Source organism: Prosthecobacter sp. (genome assembly GCF_044378005.1).
Classification (GTDB): domain Bacteria; phylum Verrucomicrobiota; class Verrucomicrobiia; order Verrucomicrobiales; family Verrucomicrobiaceae; genus Prosthecobacter.
The window spans coordinates 1-3,991 of sequence record NZ_JBILYB010000271.1; the positions used below are offsets into that span (position 1 = coordinate 1).

Sequence of the window (3,991 nt, forward strand, 5' to 3'; positions counted from 1 at the left end):
CGGCCCCGACGGTGCGCTTTACCTCGTGGACATGTATCGCGGCATCATCCAGCACCAGAGCTTCCTCACGCATTACCTCATCGCGAACATCCAGGCGCGAAAACTCGAGCAGCCCTTCAACATGGGCCGCATCTGGCGCATCGTGCCGGAAGGCAGCAACGCCAAGCCCGTGAAGGTCACGAAAGACGCGAAACTCCTCACGCATGCCAACGGCTGGGTCCGCGACACCGCTCAGCGACTCATCGTCGAGTCCGCCGATGCCTCTGCGGTGCCCGCGTTGAAGGAGTTGCTGCAAAACGAAAGCCCCATCGCCCGCGAGCATGCGCTTTGGACGCTCGACGGCCTCGCCGCCATCACGCCAGACATCGTGAAGACCGCTCTCACCGACCCAAGCGAGCACGTCCGTGCCGCTGCGGTGCGTGTGGCACCTCGCGATTACGTTTTCGAGCTCGCTGCTGAAAAACATCCGCTCGTGCTCGCCAACCTCGCCATCAAAACGATCAACGAGGCCGCATTGGCCCCGCTGCTCGCCACACACGGCAAAAACGCCCTCATCCGCGAAGCCGCCCTCACCGGCCTGCGCGGCAAAGAAGCCGCCTTTGCCAAAACACTCGCCCAAACGCCTTCGGATGGCTCCAAGGCCGTCATCGGTGCTTTGGCCGAATTGATCGCTCTCGCCGGAAAAGCTGGTCCCATCGCCGAAATGCTCGATCTGGCCGCCAACTCGCCCGAAAACCGCGACACCATCCTCAAAGGCCTCGCCAAGACCGACAGCAAATCGAAGACCGTGAAGCTCGTGTGGCTCGAAAAATCCCCACCGAAGCTCAAACTGCCCGCTGACCTCGAAAAACGCCTCGTCTGGCCCGGCAAACCCGGCGCCCCCACACCGCCCGTCATCAAACCGCTCACCGCTGAGCAGACCGCCCTCTTTGAGAAAGGCAAAACCATCTACGCCACGCTCTGCGCCGCCTGCCATCAGCCGCACGGCTTCGGTCTCGACGGTCTCGCGCCGCCGCTCGTCGATAGCGAATGGGTTCTCGGCAAAACCGACGTGCTCGCCCGCATCGTCATGCACGGCCTCGCCGGCCCCGTGAAAGTCAGCGGCCGCACCTACAACCTCGCCATGCCGCCTTTGCCCCAACTCACCGATGAAGACATCGCCGGCGTGCTCACCTACATCCGCCGCGAGTGGGAACACACCGCCAGCGCCGTCGAAACCAAAACCGTCACCAGCATTCGCGAACAAGAAAAAGGCCGCATGATGATGTGGACCGAGACTGAGCTGAAGAACCTTGGGAAGAAGAAGTGATATGACATGGACTGCGGCAGCCTGCTGCCGCTTTCCTGAGGCAGCCCTGCTGCCGCCGAAGGCTTTTGGTGATCAAGAAAGCACTGCGGCTCACGCCTACGCGAGAGCGGTGGAAGTTTGCGAAAGGTCGTTGGGCCACTCGACGGCCAGCAGGCTGCCGCAGTCCAAGGAGCCTTCGGCTCAGAATTGGGTAATGTTTCGTCACTTCGACGGCACTTGGGAACCTGTCATCGGCACGAACTGGCGTTTGGCAGCATCCCAGAGCCATCGTTGATCCACTTTGGCTGAAGATGTTCTTCCGATTTCATCCACTCGATGTTCAGTTCCGTGCAGTCTCAGCATGACTGGCTTGGATGCATCACCGTCCATGTGTTCGATCTGCAACTGTCCATGGTCAAACCAACGCTCATCATTCTGCGCCACTGCACGTGTGTGCATCAAGGAGCGCATTTGCCCGTCTTTGAGTTCGAGAAGCCAGAGTGAGCCGTTGCGGCGATGGGTACTTGTAAACACATGCAGCACCCAGCCTACCTCGCGGATTTCTCGCCAGTAGAAATCGCGCACGTAATGTCCCGCATCCTCCAGATAGTCGGCAGGCAGGGAAACAAAACCGAACACGGCATCCCCGTCATGCTTTACGACCACCAAATCGCCCCACCAGCGAGCTTCCCGCTCGCAATGAAGCGCGGACACTTTTTCGCCTTCTGGATGCGGCGCACGAGTCACGCTGACAAAGCTGTTTGTGGCACGGGTCAGGCCCTCACTCTTCCATCTGGCTTCATCCAGCAAGTTTTCCTGCCCAAAGCAGGTCAATGAAGCCCAGACAAGGAGCATCAGGAAGCCGGAAATAGAAGAACGAAGCAACATGACGCAAACATGTCATTCACCAATGTCCCTGCAAGTCATGAACTGGACACCTCGCCAGCGTCTGGTGATGTCGTTCGTAGTTGCCGGTGAGCATGCGGCAGAACCAAACAACCTCGGGAAGAAGTAATGCCCTCCTGCGGACGTATGCGGTGCATGCGTTCGCTTTTCATTCTCTTCATCGTTCTCTCGGCCACTGCCGCCGAGCCCGTCCGCATTGGCAAGACGCATCAGCTTTTCCTCGACGACCATCTCATCGAGCACACGGAGCATCTCACGCGACGCGTGCAGCAGGCGCGGAAGCATGAAGCGAATCCGATGATCGTGCCGCGGGCCGCCTGGGAGCCGGAGGGCTACTTTTTGCCATCGGTGATCTTTGATGAGGAGGAACGCCTCTTCAAAGCGTGGATCGACGGCGGCGGGCCGGGCGTGTTTTACTTCACGAGCAAGGATGGCATCACCTGGGAGCGGCCCAAGCTGCATTTGTTTCCCGAGTTCGACGCGGAGCCGACGAATCGCGTGATCCTCAGCGGCTTTGAGTTTGATCAAAAGGAAGCGCCACCGGAGAAGCTGGCCTACCTGCGGTCGCGTGAGCGCGGATGGACGTATTTCTGCTACGCGAGCGGCGTCATCAAAGACAAGCGCGAGACCGATCCGCAGAAGCGCTACAAGATGGCTTACCTGTGGATCGACCGGAAATTTCAGCGCACTCCCACATCGAAACCGGGCAAACTCACCGCGCTGGGCGTGGCCTTCAGCCCCGATGGCATTCACTGGACGCCGCACAACGAACCCGCGAGCTACGCCACGCTCGATGCGCCGATCCATGTGACCTGGGATGAGAAGCGTCAGCGCTGGATCATGCTCGGGCGTGCCTTTGGCGTCGTCACCGATGCAAAAAAGGCCGCGCAGGCCGCCGAGCCGAATCTGCAATACAACGCGGGCCGCGCCGTGATCCGCTGCGAAAGCGCGGACTTCATCCACTGGACGCCAGAGAAGGGTGATCTCGTTTTGGCGAGCGATGCGCAGGACACGCCCACCACGGAGATTTACGACATGCGCAGCATTCCCTATGCCGGGCTGCACATCGGCCTCGTGCACATGTTTCTTAACAATCCTGACAGCGTCACGCTGCCCATCCAGCTCGCCGTGAGCCGCGATAACAAAACCTGGCAGCGTCTCAGCGACCGCTCGCCCTTTCTCGCGCAGGGCGGCTTTGGCGAGTGGGATCGCAGCGTCATCTCGCCACCGACGGCCGATCCGCTCGTCGTCGGTGATGAGCTGTGGTTTTACTACACCGGGCGCAATGGCCTGCACAGCACGCGCTGGATTCCTGAGGACAATCCGAAGCTGCTCGCCGGTGTGTCGCCGTTTCGCGGCTCGCTCGGCCTCGCCACGATTCAGCGCGACCGCTTTGTCGCGATGGAGGGCAACTACCGCCCCGGTATCCTGCGCACAAAGCCCTTCATTCACGATGGCGGCACCCTGCATGTGAATGCGGCGGCGAAGTTCGGCATCCTCACGGTGAGCCTGCTCGATGAGTCTGGCGTCTCGCTGCAAAAGATCACGATCAAGGAACGCGATGCCATCGACATCGCCCTTCCCGAACTCACCAAGCTCTCCGCGAGAAAAGACCAGCCGGTGAGATTGGAGTTCAGCGTGCAGAACGGGCGGCTGTTCTCGTTTTGGGTGGAGTGAGTCTTCGGGAGCCCGATCAACCTCACTGCACAAACAAGAACTGCTGCCCGTTGAGCAGGGCGAAGACGATGTCCTCGGTGCTCGCGTCCTTGAGGCGGGCTTTCTCGGCGGCGGTGGGCT

3 protein-coding genes are annotated in these 3,991 nt (G+C 60.4%); 2 read left to right on the plus strand and 1 reads right to left on the minus strand.

Features of this window, described 5'->3' with window-relative positions; all coding sequences use genetic code 11:
* A partial coding sequence (locus tag AC6FTP_RS25895; protein WP_497209789.1) for a DUF7133 domain-containing protein occupies positions 1-1,309 on the plus strand: 1,309 nt, incomplete at its 5' end.
* Positions 1,310-1,510: 201 nt separating this feature from the next.
* Here AC6FTP_RS25895 and AC6FTP_RS25900 read toward each other — a convergent pair.
* The gene (locus tag AC6FTP_RS25900; protein WP_395716195.1) at positions 1,511-2,176 is read right to left on the minus strand and encodes a hypothetical protein; all 666 of its coding nucleotides are present in this window, start codon (positions 2,174-2,176) and stop codon (positions 1,511-1,513) included.
* Positions 2,177-2,329: 153 nt separating this feature from the next.
* Here AC6FTP_RS25900 and AC6FTP_RS25905 point away from each other — a divergent pair, with 153 nt between their 5' ends.
* Positions 2,330-3,871 (plus strand): hypothetical protein, encoded by a 1,542-nt coding sequence (locus tag AC6FTP_RS25905; protein ID WP_497209790.1) that lies wholly within the window; start codon positions 2,330-2,332, stop codon positions 3,869-3,871.
* The last annotated feature ends 120 nt before the right edge of the window (positions 3,872-3,991 follow it).